This window comes from Halomonas sp., assembly GCF_052095765.1.
In the GTDB taxonomy this organism is placed as follows: domain Bacteria; phylum Pseudomonadota; class Gammaproteobacteria; order Pseudomonadales; family Halomonadaceae; genus Halomonas.
In genome coordinates this window covers 30,672-49,056 of sequence record NZ_JBQDJZ010000006.1, presented here as the reverse complement: position 1 = coordinate 49,056, position 18,385 = coordinate 30,672, and the positions used below count along the sequence as shown (strand labels likewise).

Sequence of the window (18,385 nt, the reverse complement as noted above, 5' to 3'; positions counted from 1 at the left end):
GATAAGCCCTCAGTTAAAGGATCCTTCAGGTAAACCTGAGACAGCGCTCAGCCTAACTCTTATCAGACCGTATCAAATATGTACTTCGTGGTGACAAGCACCACCGCGCCAAGTGCCTGGATCAGGACTTCGGACGCTTGGTACCGTACTTGGAACGACCCTGCCTGCGGTTCTGAACACCTGAGGTGTCCAGCGCACCACGAACGGTGTGATAACGCACACCGGGAAGGTCTTTCACTCGGCCGCCACGAATCAGGACCACAGAGTGCTCCTGAAGGTTGTGACCTTCACCACCGATATAGGAAGACACTTCAAAGCCGTTGGTCAGGCGCACACGGCACACCTTACGCAGGGCAGAGTTAGGCTTCTTCGGGGTAGTAGTGTAGACGCGGGTGCAAACACCGCGCCGTTGCGGACAGGCCTGCAGCGCAGGGACGTCTGTCTTGGTCACCTGGCGCTTGCGCGGCTTACGCACGAGCTGATTAATCGTTGCCATGTTGTATCGCTGACTCCAATGGGTTGCCATATCCCTCAATAGCGAGGCAGATATAACTGGCCCACTATTAAAGGCTGCGTATTTTAAAGGCTGATGTCTGACTCGTCAAGCCCGATGCCTTGCGACACCGGGCAAAGCCAGTCCTCAGGCGTTACTATTTGTTGCCATCGTCGGCGTCCAGCGCGGTCAGCTGAGCGCCCAGTTCCTGCTCTACATCAAGTGCAGACGGGCGCTCTGCCACTTCGCCACCGTCACGTAAGCGACGACGTTCCATATGGTGGGTCAGACCGGTACCTGCCGGAATCAGACGCCCCACCACAACGTTTTCTTTCAGACCGCGCAGATGGTCACGCTTGCCGGTCACCGCCGCCTCCGTCAACACCCGCGTGGTCTCTTGGAAAGAGGCCGCAGAGATGAACGACTCAGTGGCCAAACTGGCCTTGGTGATACCCAGCAGCAGGTGCTCGTATCTAGCCGGGAATTTGCCGGCTTTTTCCAGCCGTGCATTCTGTGCCAGCACCTGATTGAGCTCGACCTGGTCGCCGGATATGTAGTCAGAATCACCCACTTCGGTAATTTCGACCTTGCGCAGCATCTGACGCACAATGACTTCGATGTGCTTGTCGTTGATGCCAACACCCTGCAGGCGATAGACCTCCTGCACCTCGGCGGTGATGTACTTGGCCAGCTCGGCGACGCCTAGCAGGCGAAGAATATCGTGGGGGCTGCTAGGTCCGTGCGAGACAACCTCACCCTTCTCGACGGTTTCACCCTCGAACACTGCGATCTGGCGCCACTTGTGAATCAACGCCTCGTAGGCATCACCTTCTTCCGGCGTGATCACCAAACGACGCTTGCCCTTGGTTTCCTTACCAAAGCTGACTACACCGCTGATCTCGGCAAGAATTGCCGGATCCTTTGGCTTACGTGCCTCGAACAGATCGGCTACACGCGGCAGACCACCGGTGATGTCCTTGTTGGCAGTCGCCTCTACAGGAATCCTGGCGACGACCTCACCCACACCAATGGGCGAGCCGTTGTCGGCGGTAATTATCGCCTTGCCGGGCAACGGATACTGCACTGGCGTGTCAGAGCCGGGCAGCGTGACGGTGGCACCGCTGTCATCAGACAACAGAATCATCGGGCGCTTGTCACGACCGGCCATCGGTCGGGCTGCCGACTCGATAACCTCGATGGACGACAGGCCAGTCATCTCATCGACGCTGCGGTGCATGGTCAGGCCCTCCTCCAGCTCGGCGTACTGCACCATGCCTTCGGCTTCGGCGATGATCGGGTGAGTGTGCGGATCCCACTTAGCAACCATCTGCCCCGCTTCGACCTTATCCTCATTGCGTACCGACAACTCTGCACCGTAGGGCAGCTTGTAGTACTCACGCTCGCGACCGTGCTCATCGGCTACCGCCAGGGCACCGGAACGTGATACCACGACCAGCTTACCATCCGTGCGCTCAACGGACTTGACATTGTGCAGGCGAACCGAACCGCCGTGCTTGACCTGAACGCTATCAACCGCAGAAGCCCTCGATGCCGCACCACCAATGTGGAAGGTACGCATGGTTAGCTGGGTACCCGGCTCACCGATGGACTGGGCGGCGATAACACCAACTGCCTCACCGACGTTGACCTGGTGGCCACGCGCCAGATCGCGCCCATAGCAGCTGGAGCAGACGCCGTGGGCCGCTTCACAGGTAATAGCGGAACGCACTACGATTTCATCAACGCTCATGGTATCGAGCTTGGCACACCAGGCTTCATCGAGCAGGGTCCCGCGCTCAATCAGCACGTCATCGCTCATCGGGTCGACAACATCAACCGCAACCACACGCCCGAGCACGCGCTCGGCCAGAGTGACGATGATGTCGCCGCCCTCGATCACCGGATGCAGTGTCAGACCCTGCTCAGTCCCGCAGTCGGTCTCGATGATCACCATGTCCTGCGCCACATCAACCAGGCGACGCGTCAGGTAACCGGAATTGGCCGTCTTGAGCGCCGTATCCGCCAGGCCTTTACGCGCACCGTGGGTCGAGATGAAGTACTGCAGAACGTTCAGGCCTTCACGGAAGTTAGCAATGATCGGTGTTTCGATAATCGAGCCATCCGGCTTGGCCATCAGGCCACGCATACCGGCCAGCTGGCGAATCTGGGCAGCACTACCACGCGCTCCAGAGTCGGCCATGATGAACACGCTGTTGAACGAGTCCTGCTCAACTTCCTTGCCTTCACGATTGGTGACGGTTTCTTTGGAAATACCCGCCATCATCGCCTTGGCAACCTGATCGTTGGCACGCGCCCAGATATCGATGACCTTGTTATATTTCTCGCCTGCAGTTACCAGACCTGATGAGAACTGGTCTTCAATTTCCTTGACTTCCTCTTCAGCGGCATCAACGATCGCAGCTTTCTCAGCGGGAATAACGAAGTCATTGACGCCGATGGAGGCACCCGACCAGGTAGCCATACGAAAGCCGGTATACATCAGCTGGTCAGCAAAAATTACCGCCGGCTTGAGGCCCGCACAACGATACACCTCATTGATCAGCTTCGAGATGGCCTTCTTTTTCATCACCTGGTCGATCAGCTCAAAGGGCACGCCTTCGGGTAGAATACGGAACAACAGCGCACGCCCCACGGTGGTGTCGTACAGACGCCTCACCTCAGTGCGCTCACCGCTGAGCTCATCGATATCCACTTCGTCCAGGCGTACCTTGATGCGCGCGTGTAGCGCCACATGCTGGGCACCGAAAGCACGCTCTACCTCATCGAGGTCAGAGAACATCATGCCCTCGCCCCTCGCGTTAATCTTCTCGCGGGTCATGTAATACAGACCCAGCACCACATCCTGAGACGGCACGATGATCGGCTCACCATTGGCCGGTGACAGCACGTTATTGGTGGCCATCATCAGCGCTCGGGCTTCGAGCTGGGCTTCCAGAGTCAGCGGTACGTGCACCGCCATCTGGTCACCGTCAAAGTCGGCGTTATAGGCCGCACACACCAGCGGATGTAGCTGGATCGCCTTACCTTCAATCAGCAGCGGCTCGAAAGCCTGAATACCCAGACGATGCAGGGTCGGTGCACGGTTCAACAACACCGGATGCTCGCGGATGACCTCGGCGAGGATATCCCACACCTCAGGCAGCTCGCGTTCGACCATTTTCTTGGCGGCTTTGATCGTTGACGCCTGCTCACTGGCCTGCAGCTTGGAATAGATGAACGGCTTGAACAGCTCCAGCGCCATCTTCTTGGGCAAACCGCACTCATGCAAACGCAGCGTCGGACCTACCACGATCACCGAGCGACCGGAGTAGTCGACCCGCTTACCCAGCAAGTTCTGACGGAAGCGGCCCTGCTTACCCTTGATCATGTCGGCAAGCGACTTGAGCGGACGCTTGTTGGAGCCAGTGATGGCGCGGCCGCGACGACCGTTGTCGAGCAACGCATCAACCGCTTCCTGCAGCATGCGCTTCTCGTTGCGCACGATAATATCCGGCGCATTAAGGTCGAGCAGACGCTTCAGACGATTGTTGCGGTTGATTACTCGGCGATACAGATCGTTAAGATCCGAGGTTGCGAAGCGGCCACCGTCCAGCGGCACCAACGGACGCAAGTCCGGCGGCAACACCGGCAGCACTTCCATGACCATCCAGGCCGGATTGTTACCGGAGCCATGGAAGGCTTCCAGCAGCTTGAGGCGTTTGGACAACTTCTTGATCTTGGTCTCGGAGTTGGTCTGCGGAATTTCCTCACGCAGACGTTCAATCTCTTCTTCCAGATCGATGTCCTTGAGCAACGCCTGCACGGCTTCGGCGCCCATGCGGGCATCGAAGTCGTCGCCGAACTCTTCAAGGGCTTCGAAATACTGTTCGTCGTTAAGCAGCTGGCCACGCTCCAGCGTGGTCATGCCCGGATCAACGACCATGAAGCTTTCGAAATACAGCACGCGCTCGATATCGCGCAGGGTCATGTCAAGAAACATGCCAATACGTGACGGCAGCGACTTCAGGAACCAGATGTGCGCTACCGGCGACGCCAGTTCAATGTGCGCCATCCGCTCGCGCCGGACAGAAGCCTTGGTGACTTCCACGCCGCACTTTTCACAAATGATGCCGCGGTGCTTCATGCGCTTGTACTTGCCGCACAGGCACTCGTAATCCTTTACCGGACCAAAGATCTTGGCGCAGAACAGGCCGTCACGCTCAGGCTTGAAAGTACGGTAATTAATGGTCTCGGGTTTCTTGACCTCACCAAAAGACCAGGAACGGATCATGTCCGGCGAGGCAAGCGAAATCCTGATCGCTTCAAACTCATCGGACTGAGACTGTGACTTGAGAACTTTGACCAAATCTTTCATGGATCGCTCCGCTGCGGAGTTATCGTGGCGGGGGCAACCAACACCCCCGCGGACCGTCATTCTTTGAAGTGCCCTTACGGCAGCCTCAATCCTCCAGCTCGATGTCGATGCCCAGCGAGCGGATTTCCTTCACCAATACGTTGAAGGATTCCGGCATGCCCGCCTGCATGGCATGGTCACCGTCCACGATGCTCTTGTACATCTTGGTTCGACCTTCCACGTCATCCGACTTGACCGTGAGCATTTCCTGAAGAGTGTAGGCGGCACCGTAGGCCTCCAGGGCCCAGACCTCCATCTCACCAAAGCGCTGGCCACCGAACTGCGCCTTGCCGCCCAGCGGCTGTTGGGTAACAAGCGAGTACGAGCCGGTAGAGCGCGCGTGCATTTTGTCATCCACCAGGTGGTTGAGCTTAAGCATGTACATGTAACCCACTGTGACTGGGCGATCGAACGCCTCGCCGGTACGGCCGTCATACAGGGTCATCTGGCCAGACTCCGGCAGATCAGCCAGCCTAAGCAGCTGTTTGATTTCGCTTTCCTCGGCACCGTCAAAGACCGGCGTCGCCATAGGCACCCCGCCTTTGAGGTTTTTGGCCAGCGCGATGACTTCATCATCGCTTAGGGCATCCAGATTTTCGATCCGGGTGCCCTCAATGGAGTTGTAGACCTGACCAAGAAACTCACGTAGTTCCTTAACCTGCTGCTTGCGCTCATTGCGAAGCAGGCGCTCAATCTTCACACCAAGACCATGGGAAGCCAGCCCCAGATGGGTCTCAAGAATCTGCCCCACGTTCATACGCGACGGCACGCCCAGCGGGTTGAGGACGATATCAATGGAGTCACCGTTATCATCAAACGGCATGTCCTCCACCGGCATGATCGCCGAGATAACCCCCTTGTTACCGTGGCGCCCTGCCATCTTGTCTCCCGGCTGCAGGCGGCGCTTGATCGCAAGATAGACCTTGACGATCTTGAGCACGCCTGGTGCCAGGTCATCGCCCTGAGTCAGCTTGCGCTTCTTATCTTCGAAGCGCTCTTCCATTTCTTTGCGACGGTTCTCAAGCTGTTCGTTGGCCTGAGCCAGCAGCTCGTTGAGCGCGTCATCCTGCATGCGCAGCTTGAACCACTGATTATGCGGCAGCGCCTCAAGGTACTCATGCGTCAGGACATCGCCCTTCTTGAGCTTAGGACCGCCGTTGACGGGCTTATCCACCAGGTTGCGGAGCAAACGCTCGTGGGTTGCGGTTTCGGCGATGCGGTAGGTCTCGTTGAGATCCCTGCGCACTTCATCGAGCTGCATCTGCTCGATGGCCAGCGCCCGCGAGTCTTTGTCTACGCCATCACGGGTAAACACTTGGACATCAATGATCGTGCCCTTCATGCCGGTAGGAGCGCGCAGTGAGGTGTCTTTTACGTCAGACGCCTTTTCACCAAAGATGGCACGCAGCAGCTTTTCTTCCGGTGTCAGCTGGGTTTCGCCTTTAGGCGTAACTTTACCAACCAGAATATCGCCCGGCCCCACTTCGGCACCGATATAAACAACACCCGCCTCATCCAAGTTGGACAGCGCAGACTCACCAACATTGGGAATATCCGAGGTAATTTCCTCAGAACCCAGCTTGGTGTCGCGCGACACACAGGTCAGCTCCTGGATATGGATGGTGGTAAAGCGATCTTCTTCAACGGCCCGCTCAGAAAGCAGGATCGAGTCTTCGAAGTTGTAACCGTTCCATGGCATGAAAGCGATGCGCATGTTCTGGCCCAGCGCTAGATCACCCATATCCACCGACGGGCCGTCAGCGAGAATGTCGCCGCGCGCCACGTCATCACCAGGCCGCACGATGGGGCGCTGGTTCTGGCAGGTGTTCTGGTTGGAACGCAGATACTTGGTTAGGTTGTAGATGTCAACGCCGGCTTCGCCGCCGATGATCTCGTCTTCATTGACCCGCACGACGATCCGCTTAGCATCCACCGAATCGATGACACCGCCACGACGCGCCACGGCACAGACACCGGAGTCACGCGCAACAACGCGCTCCATCCCGGTGCCGACCAGCGGCTTGTCAGCTCGCAGCGTGGGTACCGCCTGCCGCTGCATGTTGGCACCCATCAGGGCGCGGTTGGCATCATCATGCTCAAGAAACGGAATCAGCGCCGCGGCTACCGACACCACCTGACGTGGCGACACATCCATCAGCGTGACCTGCTCAGGACGCATGAAGGTGGTTTCGCCCTTGTGACGGACCTGTACCAGGTCGTCGATCAGTTGCTTCTGCTCATTGACCATGGCTGACGCCTGGGCGATAACATAATCGCCCTCTTCGATGGCCGACAGGCGCACCACTTCGTCGGTCACCTGGCTGTCTACTACCTTGCGGTAAGGCGTCTCGAGAAAACCGTAACTATTAGTGTGGCTGTAGGTGGCCAGCGAGTTAATCAGGCCGATGTTCGGGCCTTCCGGGGTCTCGATCGGGCACAGACGGCCATAGTGGGTCGCGTGAACATCACGCACCTCAAAGCCAGCGCGCTCACGGGTCAGACCACCCGGGCCGAGTGCCGATACACGACGCTTGTGGGTGACCTCAGACAGCGGGTTGTTCTGATCCATGAACTGGGACAGCTGACTGGAGCCAAAGAACTCCTTAACTGCCGCCGCCACCGGCTTGGCGTTGATCAGATCCTGAGGCATCAGGCCTTCACTTTCGGCCATGGACAAGCGTTCGCGAACAGCCCGCTCAACACGCACCAGTCCTACGCGGAACTGGTTCTCAGCCATTTCACCAACACAACGCACGCGACGGTTACCCAGGTGGTCGATATCATCGACCTCACCAAAACCGTTACGGATATTGACCAGCTCACCCAGCACATCAAGGATATCGCGCTGGTCCAGCACACCTGAGCCAGTATCTTCTTCACGGCGCAGACGGCGGTTGAACTTCATGCGGCCGACGCCAGATAGGTCGTAGCGGTCCTCAGAGAAGAACAGGTTATTGAACAGCGTCTCGGCGGACTCTTTGGTGGGCGGCTCACCTGGGCGCATCATACGATAGATCTCGACCAATGCCTCGAGCCTGGAGTTAGTAGTGTCCAGGCGCAGAGTGTCCGAGATAAAGGGGCCGCAGTCGAGATCGTTGGTATACAACGTCTCAAGCTGCTTGATGCCTGCCGCAGCGAGAGCCTCCAGAGCTTCAGGCGTGATCTCGGTGTTGCACGGACAGATCAGCTCGCCGGTCTTGGCATCCACTTGATCCTTGGCCAGGGTCTTGCCATAGAGATACTCCATTGGCACTTCAAGACGCTTCAGCCCGGCCTTCTCGAGCTGGCGAATGTGCTTCTGGGTAATCCGACGACCTTCCTCAACAATCACAGCGCCATCGGCGTCCTTGATATCGAAGGTCGCCGTCTCACCACGCAGGCGCGACGGCACTAGCTCCACCGAGAAACCATTCTTCTCGATGTGGAACGTGCTGGTATCAAAGAACTCGTCGAGAATTTCTTCGGTACTCATGTCCAGCGCACGCAGCAGCACGGTCGCCGGCAGCTTGCGACGGCGATCGATGCGCACAAAGACCGCGTCTTTGGGGTCGAACTCGAAGTCCAGCCAAGAGCCGCGGTAAGGAATCACACGGGCAGAATACAGCAGCTTGCCGGACGAATGGCTCTTACCCTTGTCGTGATCGAAGAACACGCCCGGCGAACGGTGCAGCTGGGAAACGATGACACGCTCGGTACCGTTGATCACAAAGGTACCATTCTCAGTCATCAGGGGAATTTCCCCCATATAGACTTCCTGCTCCTTGATGTCCTTAATTGCCTTGTTCGAAGAATCACGGTCATAGATGATCAGGCGGACCTTGACGCGCAAGGGGGCAGAGTATGTCACACCGCGCAGCTGACATTCCTTGACATCGAATGCGGGCGTACCAAAGCGGTAGCTGACGTACTCCAGTGCCGCATTGCCAGAGAAGCTGGCGATCGGGAACACGGACTTGAAAGCGGCGTGTAGCCCGACTTCCATACGCTCATCAGGCGAGCGGTCCTGCTGGAGAAAGTCGTAATAGGAATCAAGCTGGATCGCCAGCAGGTAAGGCACATCCATCACTTGCGGCAGCTTGCCAAAATCCTTGCGGATGCGTTTTTTCTCAGTGTATGAGTAAGCCATCTGTATTCCCCAGCTTGTTCACCATGGGTGACCGATGCATGTCGGCGCCACCTGACGAAACCGGCTTCGCCAGGCGCTGACGGCGAGACACCAACAGGAGCTCGCCATCGGAATTCATCTAGCGGTGGCCTGACGGCAACCGGCTAGCAACAACAGAAAAAGGCCGGCAGCGGGCGTCCCGCCACCAGCCATCGAAGCTCACGCTGTGCATGGCTTCGAGCACAAGGGTTACTTGAGCTCCACGCTCGCGCCAGCTTCTTCCAGCTTGGCCTTCGCTTCTTCGGCTTCTTCCTTGGACATGGCTTCTTTAACGGTCGCCGGAGCGCCATCAACCAGGCCCTTGGCTTCTTTCAGACCCAAGCCAGTGATTTCACGAACAGCCTTGATCGCGTTGACCTTCTTCTCGCCGGCACCAGTGATCACCAGGTCGAATTCAGTCTGCTCTTCAGCAGCAGCAGCGTCACCGCCACCAGGGCCAGCCACGACAGCAGCCGCAGCAGAAACGCCAAACTTCTCTTCCATCGCTTCAATCAGCTCAGCAACATCCATGACGGACATTTCGGCGACGGCGTTGATGATGTCTTCTTTGGTCAGTGCCATTTTACTCTTCCTAAACTTTGCGGGAGCCTCGACGCGCGATGACTCAATGGTTCAATATCGATTCGGCGACAGGGTCGAGCAGGCCAATCAGGCCGCTTCTGCCTGCTTCTGGTCGCGCAGTGCGGCCAGTGTACGAACCAGCTTGCCAGCAGATGCTTCCTTCATGACGGACATCAGCTTGGCGATGGCTTCGTCATAGGTCGGCAGGGTTGCCAGACGATCCAGATCGCTAGCCGGGATGAACTCGCCTTCGTATGCCAGCGCCTTGACTTCGAAGTTCTGCTCAGTTTTGGCAAACGCCTTGAACAGACGAGCAGCAGCGCCCGGGTGCTCAGTGGAGAAAGCCAACAGAGTCGGACCAACGAAGCTCTCATTCAGACACTCCCAGGGAGTATCCTTCAGGGCGCGACGCGCTAGGGTGTTACGGATAACACGCACCTGCACGCCATTCTCGCGAGCCTGCTTGCGCAGTTCGGCCATTTTGTAGACCGGTACGCCACGAGCGTCAGCAACGACGACGGAGAGAGCATCCTTGGCCGCTTCACTGACTTCGGCAACAATGGCCTTCTTGCCTTCAAGTGCTAGTGCCACAGTGATCACTCCTTCGTGCCGGAACCTCTTCGAGAATTCCGGTGGTTACCATCTCTCTCTGACCTGAGCCAGAGAGCCTAATGATGGTGCTCACCAGTTAGCTGGCGGCCACACCATCTGCGCAGGCTATCTCAAGGGATGATTAAGCGACCTTTCCTTGGAAAGGCGCGCCTGCGGTCTTTGACGGCGCCCCGCCCCTGGCATCTCGATGAAATGCTGCACGGGGACCGCAAAGTTCACTGCCTGTTTTCGACCGCCGCTCAGACCAGCGCGGAATGGTCGATAGTCAGCCCCGGCCCCATTGTGCTGGACAGAGAGACCTTCTTAAAATAGATACCCTTGGACGTGCTCGGCTTGAGTCGCTTCAGATCAGCGATCAGCGCTTCTAGGTTGCCACGGATGGCGGCAGCGTCGAAATCGACCTTACCTAGGCTGGTGTGAATGATACCGTTCTTGTCGGTACGGAAACGCACCTGACCGGCCTTAGCATTCTTGACGGCAGTCGCCACATCGGGCGTTACCGTGCCAACCTTAGGGTTCGGCATCAGCCCGCGTGGGCCAAGAATCTGGCCCAGCTGGCCAACCACACGCATGGCATCCGGCGAAGCAATGACCACATCGAAATCAAGCTGGCCCTGCTTGACCTGCTCTGCCAGGTCGTCCATACCGATAATATCGGCACCAGCTTCCTTGGCCGCCTCGGCATTGGCGCCTTGGGTGAAGACGGCAACGCGAACATCACGACCAGTGCCATTGGGCAGCACAGTAGCGCCACGCACCACCTGGTCAGACTTACGCGGATCAACGCCAAGATTGATGGCAACTTCCACGGTTTCCTTGAACTTCACCGTAGACAGCTCAGCCAGCAGTGCAACAGCCTCGTCAAGACTGTACGCCTTGGTGGAATCAACCTTTTCGCGAATCATCTTCGCGCGCTTTGAAAGCTTGGACATGATCAGAGACCCTCCACGTTCAGGCCCATACTACGGGCACTACCGGCAATAGTACGCACGGCGGCGTCGAGATCAGCAGCCGTCAGATCCGGCTCCTTGGTCTTGGCGATCTCTTCAAGCTGCTCGCGGGTCACGGTACCGACCTTTTTCTTGTTCGGCTCGCCTGAGCCAGACTTGATGCCAGCGGCCTTCTTCAGTAGAACTGCCGCGGGCGGCGTCTTGGTGACGAAGGTAAAGCTGCGGTCGGAATAAACGGTAATCACTACGGGCGTCGGCAGACCCGGCTCAATGCCCTGGGTCTCGGCGTTGAACGCCTTACAGAACTCCATGATATTGACGCCGTGCTGACCCAGCGCAGGGCCCACGGGGGGACTCGGATTGGCTTTACCGGCTGCAACCTGCAGCTTAATGTAAGCCTGTACTTTCTTGGCCATGATGGACTCCAGTTGGGTAGTAGCGCCTTGCGGCTTCCCGGTTCAAGCGGCCACCTAAGTGGCCACGATAAAAATCTACTCTTTCTCGACCTGGGCAAACTCCAGCTCGACGGGCGTGGAGCGGCCAAAGATCAGCACGCTGACCTGCAACCGGCTTTTATCGTAGTTGACTTCTTCGACCACGCCGTTGAAATCGGCAAAAGGCCCGTCAATAACGCGCACTGACTGTCCCGGCTCGAACACAGTCTTGGGGCGCGGCTTATCCACGCCGTCTCTGACACGGCTTAGGATACCCTCAGCCTCACGCGCCGTAATTGGTGCCGGCTTTTCCTTGGTGCCGCCAATGAAACCCATGACCCGCGGCGTTTCATTGACCAGATGCCAAGTTTCGTCGGCCATTTCCATCTCGACTAGCACGTAGCCAGGATAGAATTTACGCTCACTCTTGCGGCGCTTGCCGTCACGCACCTCTACCACTTCTTCGGTCGGCACCAGAATTTCGCCGAAACGATCTTCCATTTCATACATCTTGACTCGCTCGATGAGCGAGCGCATAACCTGTTTTTCAAACCCGGAATAGGCGTGTACGACGTACCAGCGCTTGGACATGAGATCTCCTAACCAATAACGCTGGTCATTAACCAGCCGATTAGCGTATCGATCGCCCACAGCATCAGGCCGACCACCAATATGGCCGCCAATACAATGGCTGTCGTCTGGATGGTTTCGGGGCGCGTTGGCCAGACGACTCGCTGAATCTCTTTTCTGGCGCTGCGCGCCAGCTCCACCAGGGCCTTGCCCCGAGAAGTTACCAGCGCGACACCAGCAGCGACAGCACATACCGCCACCACGCCCAGGACGCGGTAGAGAATCGCCACATCGGTAAACCAGGCGTTGCCGATCACAGCAATCGCCAGAAGAATGACGACTACCAACCACTTGAGACCGTCGTGGCGCGAGCCTTGCACCTCGGCGTTTGGCTTCATGAATCAAGACTCCTCAAGGTGCGGCAATCGAAGCGTAAAATATGAAATGAAGCCAGTCTGGGGAAGACTGGCAGGCCAGGAGGGAATCGAACCCCCAACCTGCGGTTTTGGAGACCGCCGCTCTGCCAATTGAGCTACTGGCCTGTATCACCCTCATGAGCTGCTCTTTGCAAGCACCCCAGTGACAGCGGGCGACATCATAGCGAATCAGATCGCCAATGACAACCCTGCCGACATTTGCTCCCGAAAAACCCGCCTGACATGACCCGTAACACACAACCACCCCAGGCAGACCAACAGCAACATCGGGAGCAGAAAAAGGCGAGCCCTGGCCCGCCTGATTTTCTGTTTGGAGCTCATGGACGGATTTGAACCGTCGACCTCACGCTTACCAAGCGTGTGCTCTACCCCTGAGCTACATGAGCAAATCTTATGCATGCACTTCAAGCTGGAGCGGGCAGCGGGAATCGAACCCGCATCATCAGCTTGGAAGGCTGAGGTTCTACCATTAAACTATGCCCGCCTAACCTGGCTTACCAGCTACCTGCTGCACTACCTGACCACATGTACTCATGCAATCGGGCAAGATCTGGTGGAGGGAGAAGGATTCGAACCTTCGAAGCTTTCGCGGCAGATTTACAGTCTGCTCCCTTTGGCCACTCGGGAACCCCTCCAGATGGCGGTGCATTCTACCGCCTGAGCCCCGCGTGTCAAGTGATTGTTTTACTAACCACTTAATAGTAGCTGCATGCGCGGCAAAGCCGCCAATTGCCCACGGAACGCGGCGCAGTATTTCAAACGAGAGAGGACAATGCAACCCTTGCCCGGATTTTTTCCAGCGCAATAGACTCCGGCACCTCGGGCGCTCCCGACATGCGCCCGGCCCGCTCAGCCACAGTCAACGGAAAAGAAGCTTCTAAGCCACCGTAAACCATGTCCGGCCACACCGCATGAGGCATCTGCAGTCCGCGCGAAATTACCCGCGCATCACCGCCGGTCACCAGCATCGGCAAGGCGATATTCTCCCGGTCACATACCTCATGGTAAGCGCTGTTTACCGCACTGATCGCTGCCATATAGATTCCATGATTCACCGCCTCAACGGTACGCCGCCCGGGCACCAGCAACTCTTCTGCCTCGCTGTCCGGATCAATGGCCACGTTGCGCGTGCCAAGCTTCAGGCTCTCTTTCATCAGGCGCAACCCCGGGACAATATAGCCCCCTAGGTGCCGGCCGCCAGGCAGCACAAAGTCGATGGTAATGGCACTGCCACAGTCCACACTACAGCAGCCACCAGCCAGCTGATAACTGCCCAGCACGCCCATCCAGCGGTCCACACCCAACCGGTCGGCATCCCGATACCCGTTGGTAACACCTAGCGCTTCAGGCACCGAACGAGCCACATGCACCTGCCTGACCTGCCGCCGCAGCAGTGAGACCGTACGCGCCAGCACCGACTTACGCGCCACGCTGGAAATACGCACCGCCTCGACCACATCGAGATCTGGAATATCTGCCCCCGGACGCCACTCCTCACGGGTCCAAACGGCGCCACGCGAGCGAATCTCGCTGCTATCAGCATCCTTGAGTCGCCACTTGGAAAGCGTATTCCCGATGTCCAGGTCAAGTATCACACACGCCTCCGCAGACTGACCTCACCACCAGCCAAACGCTCTCGCCCACCAGCATGCTGGATCCACAGGTTGCCCGCGGCGTCCACAGATCCGGCAGTGGCCAACAACCGTTGTTCGCCACGCAGCACCTCGACTGGCAAACCAGCGAAGCCGTGACGCGCGTTCCAGTCGTCCTGCCAGCCAGCAAAACCACCTGCCTCGAAACCCGCCAGCAACGGCAACAGCGCATCTATCACGTCTGCGGCCAGCACATTGCGGCCCAGCTCTGGCGCCTGATCATGTACGATAGCCACCGGCCGCTCAATGGCGTCGCGAAAGGCAGCGGGAAAGTCGACGTTGATGCCCAGCCCGACAACTGCTTCGCAGGGTCCTGCAGCATCACCACTGACCTCAACCAGGATCCCGGCCAGCTTGGCAAAGCCACCGTCTGCCGTTGCCAGTAACACATCGTTAGGCCACTTGAGGAAAGGCCTGACCGCGTGACGCTCCAGGACCTGTGCCAAAGCAACGCCCACGGCCAGACTGAGCCCCTCAAGAGCAGCCACACCGGCCTCGAAGCGCCAGCCCGCTGAAAGCATCACAGCACCACCCCAGGGTGCTGCCCAGCTACGCCCCCGCCGACCACGTCCGGCCTCCTGATACTCCACCAAGCACACTTCACCGTGGCCTGCGCCCTGAGCAAAACGTTGGCGCAGATACTCATTGCTCGAGGGCAGGCTGTCCTCGACCATCAGCCGCTGCAAATGCCGACGCGCATTACGCGAGAGCCTTGATACCAGGGTAGCGCCGTCAAGCAGCTCCAGGGGGCTGGCCAGCCGATACCCCTGCCCCCTGACCGACACCATCTCAATGCCCAGTGCCTCTAGCTTGCGCAGCTGCTTCCACACGGCAGCCCTGGACACGCCAAGACGCTCGCCCAGCTGCTGGCCCGAATGCAGCTCACCATCACTGATCAAGCGGATCAGATCGCCAATGGTCATGCGCCCCACTCCAGTCGCTGACGAATACTGGCCTCGATACCATCGGCATCCAGGCCACACCCCGTCAACAGCTCCTCGGGCGAGCCATGCTCAACAAACACATCTGGCAGACCCAGATTGAGAACAGGCACCGCATGCCCTTCTGCCAGCAACAGTTCGTTGACAGCACTACCGACCCCGCCAGCGATCACGTTTTCTTCCAGGGTAACCAGCAGAGCGTGGGAACCGGCTGCAGCCAGAACAGCGTCCCGGTCGAGCGGTTTGACCGAACGCATGTTCAGATGGGAGGCATCGAGCCGTCGGGCTACTTCGCCAGCCACGCCATTGAGCATACCGAAAGCCAACAGCGCCACCCTCGCCCCATCACCGCCAGCCTCACGACGCAGCTCTGCGCGACCGATCTCCAGCGGCTCAAGATTGTCAGGAATCTCCACGCCAGGCCCAGTGCCACGGGGATAGCGCACTGCCGCCGGCCCTGAGTAATGATAGGCAGCACTCAGCATGGCGCGACATTCGGCCTCATCAGCGGGCGCCAGCACCACCAGCCCGGGTATACAGCGCAGGTAAGACAAATCCAAGGTGCCATGGTGGGTTGGCCCATCCTCGCCAACCAACCCAGCTCGGTCGATGGCGAAGGTCACATCCAGGTTCTGCACTGCTACGTCATGACTCAACTGGTCGTAGCCGCGCTGCAGGAAAGTTGAGTAGATCGCCACTACCGGCTTCATTCCCTCACAGGCCATGCCTGCCGCCAGTGTCACCGCATGCTGCTCGGCAATCGCCACGTCGTAATAACGCTCGGGAAATTCTGCCGAAAAACGGATCAGGTCTGAACCCTCACGCATGGCCGGTGTAATGGCCACCAGACGCCCATCGGCAGCCGCCATGTCGCAGGCCCAGTCGCCGAACACACTACAGAACTTGCGCGGCCTTGGGCCCGCGGGCGCGACCCCCTTCTTCTCGAGCTTGGTTTTTTCAAGCTTAGTGATGGCGTGATAGCCAATAGGGTCGCTCTCGGCCGGCAGGAAACCTCGCCCCTTACGCGTTTTGACATGAAGAAACTGCGGGCCTTCCAGGTGGCGCATGCCGCACAGCACATCGCTCAGGGCCTCAAGATCGTGCCCGTCAACAGGTCCGACATAGTTGAAGCCCATCTCTTCAAACAGCGTCGCCGGGCTGACCATGCCTTTGACATGCCCCTCGGTGCGCCGCGCAAGCTCCAGCGCCCCGGGCAGATGCGAAAGCACCCGTTTCCCGCCTTCACGCAGGGTGGCATAGGGTTTGCTGACCAGAATCCGCGCAAGATAGCTGGCCAAGCCGCCGACGTTTTCCGAGATCGACATCTCGTTGTCGTTGAGCACCACCAGCAGATTGGCATTCACATGACCGGCATGGGCCAAGGCCTCAAAGGCCATGCCGGCCGTCAGGGCGCCATCACCGATCACCGCACACACGCGACGCGACTCGCCCTTAGTACGCGCCGCCAGCGCCATGCCCAGTGCTGCCGAGATCGAGGTGCTGGAATGGCCGACGCCAAAGGTGTCGTATTCGGATTCTGCACGGCTGGGAAAGGCTGCCAAACCGCCATGCTGACGAATACCAAGAATGGCATCACGCCGCCCGGTAAGGATTTTGTGGGGATACGCCTGATGGCCGACATCCCAGACTAGACGGTCATGGGGCGTCGACAAGGCATGGTGCAGCGCCACAGTAAGCTCTACCACTCCCAGACCTGCGCCAAAATGTCCGCCCGACACGCCAACGCTGTAAAGCAGGTAGGCGCGCAACTCATCGGCCACCTGCTCCAGCTGGCCGAGTGTCATGGCACGCAGGGCCGCCGGCGTGTCCAGGGTATCTAGCAGTGGCGTGGTTGGGCGCTCAACCGGAATTTCATCGAACAGCTTCATGGTTGCTCTATCTGTCGTAGAAACGAAACGCGCCTTGCTACAGGCGCCAACTCTCGTCTCAGTGGTCTCGCTCGATCATGTAGCGTGCCAGTTCAGCCAGCGGTACGCCGGCCTCGCCCAACGGCTCTAGCGCTGCTACCCCTGCATCGACCAGCTCACAGGCCTTGGCCCGAGCAGTCTCTAGGCCCAGCAGGGCCGGGTAGGTTGGCTTGTGGCGAGCCGCATCGGCACCGCTGGCTTTGCCCAGCGTTGCGGTGTCACCCGTCACATCGAGAATGTCATCATGAACCTGGAAGGCCAGCCCGACTGCACCAGCATAGCGCTCCAGCGCTGCCAGCCGCGCATCGCTCTCTTCTGCGACCACCAGCCCTCCCAGACGGACCGCTGCGCGTATCAGGGCACCGGTCTTGTGGTCATGAATGGCCGCCAAGCCAGCCAGATCTGTGTCCTGCCCTACCGCGGCAAGATCCAACACCTGGCCAGCCACCATGCCGCTTCGTCCAGCGGCGTCCGCCAGAGTGGCAACCATGGGTGCCAGGCGCGGCAAGTCCGGGGCACGGGCCAGCACCTCAAAGGCCAGCGCCTGCAGGGCATCGCCGGCCAGAATGGCCGTGGCCTCATCAAAAGCGCGATGCACAGCTGGCTGGCCGCGACGCAGGTCGTCGTCATCCATGGCCGGCAGGTCATCGTGCACAAGGGAGTAGGCGTGAATCAACTCCAACGCCATGGCCGGCGCATCCAGCGTGGCATCCTCAGCACCCAGCGCCCGGCCGGCCGCATAAACAAGCACAGGGCGCAGCCGCTTGCCACCCACCAGTACGCCATGGCGCATGGCCTCTTCAAGCCTCGACGCCACTGCCTGGCGGCTGTCGAACAGCGCCTCGAGGCAAGTGTCAATGCGCGCACGATCAGCCGCCAAGCGAGTCTCCATACTGTCAGCGCTCACTGTTGTCGCCCTCCTTGAATTCACCAGCATGTTGCGGGTCAAAAGGCGCAAGCACCAGTCCGCTATTACCGCCTTCCGTCAGGGTGCGCACCCTGAGTTCGGCCTCGTCGAGTCTACGCTGGGCTTCATTGGTGAGGCGTACGCCCTGCTCAAAGGCTTCCAGCGAGCCTTCCAGACTCAGCTCTCCTGACTCCAGCTGCTGCACTAGGGTTTCCAGGCGCTCAACCGTTTCGGCGAAGCCGACCGGTGGTTGCTCGTCAGCGCTCTCCCGGGATCGCCTGTTCGCCTGCTCATTCGCCGCCATGGGTTCCTCGGCTATGG

14 protein-coding genes and 4 tRNA genes are annotated in these 18,385 nt (G+C 58.8%); all 18 read right to left on the bottom strand.

All coding sequences use genetic code 11. From position 1 onward, the window contains the following. Positions 1–121: 121 nt before the first annotated feature. On the bottom strand, positions 122–496 hold the full coding sequence (gene rpsL / locus ACTH3D_RS01905) for a 30S ribosomal protein S12 (protein ID WP_027966104.1): 375 nt from the start codon (positions 494–496) through the stop codon (positions 122–124). A gap of 154 nt (positions 497–650) precedes the next feature. After that, positions 651–4,868: a DNA-directed RNA polymerase subunit beta' gene (gene rpoC / locus ACTH3D_RS01900; protein WP_441664676.1), complete on the bottom strand. Its 4,218-nt coding sequence runs from the start codon at positions 4,866–4,868 to the stop codon at positions 651–653. A gap of 85 nt (positions 4,869–4,953) precedes the next feature. Next, positions 4,954–9,033 carry a DNA-directed RNA polymerase subunit beta gene (rpoB, locus tag ACTH3D_RS01895; protein WP_441664674.1) on the bottom strand — a complete coding sequence of 1,360 codons (4,080 nt, stop codon included), beginning with the start codon at positions 9,031–9,033 and terminating at the stop codon, positions 4,954–4,956. A gap of 228 nt (positions 9,034–9,261) precedes the next feature. Then, positions 9,262–9,633, bottom strand: a complete 372-nt coding sequence (rplL, locus tag ACTH3D_RS01890; protein ID WP_441664672.1) for a 50S ribosomal protein L7/L12 — start codon at positions 9,631–9,633, stop codon at positions 9,262–9,264. An 87-nt stretch (positions 9,634–9,720) separates the two neighbouring features. Further along, positions 9,721–10,224, bottom strand: coding sequence for a 50S ribosomal protein L10 (gene rplJ / locus ACTH3D_RS01885; protein ID WP_441664670.1), 504 nt, complete (start codon positions 10,222–10,224; stop codon positions 9,721–9,723). 260 nt (positions 10,225–10,484) lie between these two features. After that, the gene (gene rplA, locus ACTH3D_RS01880; protein ID WP_441664668.1) at positions 10,485–11,177 is read right to left on the bottom strand and encodes a 50S ribosomal protein L1; all 693 of its coding nucleotides are present in this window, start codon (positions 11,175–11,177) and stop codon (positions 10,485–10,487) included. 2 nt (positions 11,178–11,179) lie between these two features. Next, positions 11,180–11,611: a 50S ribosomal protein L11 gene (rplK, locus tag ACTH3D_RS01875; protein WP_441664666.1), complete on the bottom strand. Its 432-nt coding sequence runs from the start codon at positions 11,609–11,611 to the stop codon at positions 11,180–11,182. A gap of 75 nt (positions 11,612–11,686) precedes the next feature. Beyond that, a complete protein-coding gene (nusG, locus tag ACTH3D_RS01870; protein WP_441664664.1) occupies positions 11,687–12,220 on the bottom strand; it encodes a transcription termination/antitermination protein NusG in 534 nt (177 codons plus the stop codon). Positions 12,221–12,228: 8 nt separating this feature from the next. After that, positions 12,229–12,597, bottom strand: a complete 369-nt coding sequence (gene secE, locus ACTH3D_RS01865; protein WP_441664662.1) for a preprotein translocase subunit SecE — start codon at positions 12,595–12,597, stop codon at positions 12,229–12,231. Between the two features lie 68 nt (positions 12,598–12,665). Further along, positions 12,666–12,741, bottom strand: a tRNA-Trp gene (locus ACTH3D_RS01860). A 206-nt stretch (positions 12,742–12,947) separates the two neighbouring features. After that, positions 12,948–13,022 (bottom strand) — tRNA-Thr (locus ACTH3D_RS01855). Positions 13,023–13,046: 24 nt separating this feature from the next. After that, a tRNA-Gly gene (locus ACTH3D_RS01850) sits at positions 13,047–13,120 on the bottom strand. Between the two features lie 67 nt (positions 13,121–13,187). Further along, positions 13,188–13,271: transfer RNA gene (locus ACTH3D_RS01845), tRNA-Tyr, on the bottom strand. A 120-nt stretch (positions 13,272–13,391) separates the two neighbouring features. Continuing rightward, positions 13,392–14,231 (bottom strand): type III pantothenate kinase, encoded by an 840-nt coding sequence (locus tag ACTH3D_RS01840; protein WP_441664660.1) that lies wholly within the window; start codon positions 14,229–14,231, stop codon positions 13,392–13,394. Further along, a complete protein-coding gene (locus ACTH3D_RS01835; protein WP_441664658.1) occupies positions 14,228–15,211 on the bottom strand; it encodes a biotin--[acetyl-CoA-carboxylase] ligase in 984 nt (327 codons plus the stop codon). Before ACTH3D_RS01835 ends, ACTH3D_RS01840 begins: the two co-directional genes overlap by 4 nt. Continuing rightward, the gene (gene dxs / locus ACTH3D_RS01830; RefSeq protein WP_441664656.1) at positions 15,208–17,118 is read right to left on the bottom strand and encodes a 1-deoxy-D-xylulose-5-phosphate synthase; all 1,911 of its coding nucleotides are present in this window, start codon (positions 17,116–17,118) and stop codon (positions 15,208–15,210) included. Before dxs ends, ACTH3D_RS01835 begins: the two co-directional genes overlap by 4 nt. Before the next feature lie 58 nt (positions 17,119–17,176). Beyond that, complete coding sequence (gene ispA, locus ACTH3D_RS01825) at positions 17,177–18,049, bottom strand: (2E,6E)-farnesyl diphosphate synthase (protein ID WP_441664680.1); 873 nt, start codon at positions 18,047–18,049, stop codon at positions 17,177–17,179. Positions 18,050–18,053: 4 nt separating this feature from the next. Beyond that, positions 18,054–18,368, bottom strand: a complete 315-nt coding sequence (locus ACTH3D_RS01820; RefSeq protein ID WP_441664654.1) for an exodeoxyribonuclease VII small subunit — start codon at positions 18,366–18,368, stop codon at positions 18,054–18,056. Positions 18,369–18,385 lie beyond the last annotated feature (17 nt).